This window comes from Rossellomorea vietnamensis (assembly GCF_008180415.1).
Classification (GTDB): domain Bacteria; phylum Bacillota; class Bacilli; order Bacillales; family Bacillaceae_B; genus Rossellomorea; species Rossellomorea vietnamensis_C.
The window spans coordinates 1-652 of sequence record NZ_VTEI01000042.1; the positions used below are offsets into that span (position 1 = coordinate 1).

Here is a 652-nt window from a genome sequence, read left to right on the forward strand (position 1 = left end):
TAATCGCGGATCAGCATGCCGCGGTGAATACGTTCCCGGGCCTTGTACACACCGCCCGTCACACCACGAGAGTTTGTAACACCCGAAGTCGGTGAGGTAACCTTTTGGAGCCAGCCGCCTAAGGTGGGACAGATGATTGGGGTGAAGTCGTAACAAGGTAGCCGTATCGGAAGGTGCGGCTGGATCACCTCCTTTCTAAGGATATATGAGACGTGACGTTTTGATTTGGTTTTGTTCAGTTTTGATGGTTTAATAACTGTCAGGGCGTTTTACGGAAGTGAAACAGCCAACCATAATTGTTCTTTGAAAACTAGATAAAGTTAGAAGAAGAAAGTCAAGAAAGAACCGAGAATCGCCATTTTAGGATATCTCTTATGAGATATTGTTAGATTAACCATWTGGTTAAGTTAGAAAGGGCGCACGGTGGATGCCTTGGCACTAGGAGCCGATGAAGGACGGGACTAACACCGATATGCTTCGGGGAGCTGTAAGTAAGCTTTGATCCGGAGATTTCCGAATGGGGAAACCCGCTGCACGTAATGGTGCAGTATCCATACTTGAATACATAGAGTATGGAAGGCAGACCCGGGGAACTGAAACATCTAAGTACCCGGAGGAAGAGAAAGCAAACGCGATTCCCTGAGTAGCGGCG

Annotated in this window: 2 rRNA genes; both read left to right on the plus strand. The window is 47.6% G+C overall.

The features are described from left to right. Positions 1-195: ribosomal RNA gene (locus FZC78_RS23370) — 16S ribosomal RNA — on the plus strand; the annotation flags it as partial. 205 nt (positions 196-400) lie between these two features. Beyond that, positions 401-652 (plus strand): 23S ribosomal RNA (locus FZC78_RS23375); the annotation flags it as partial.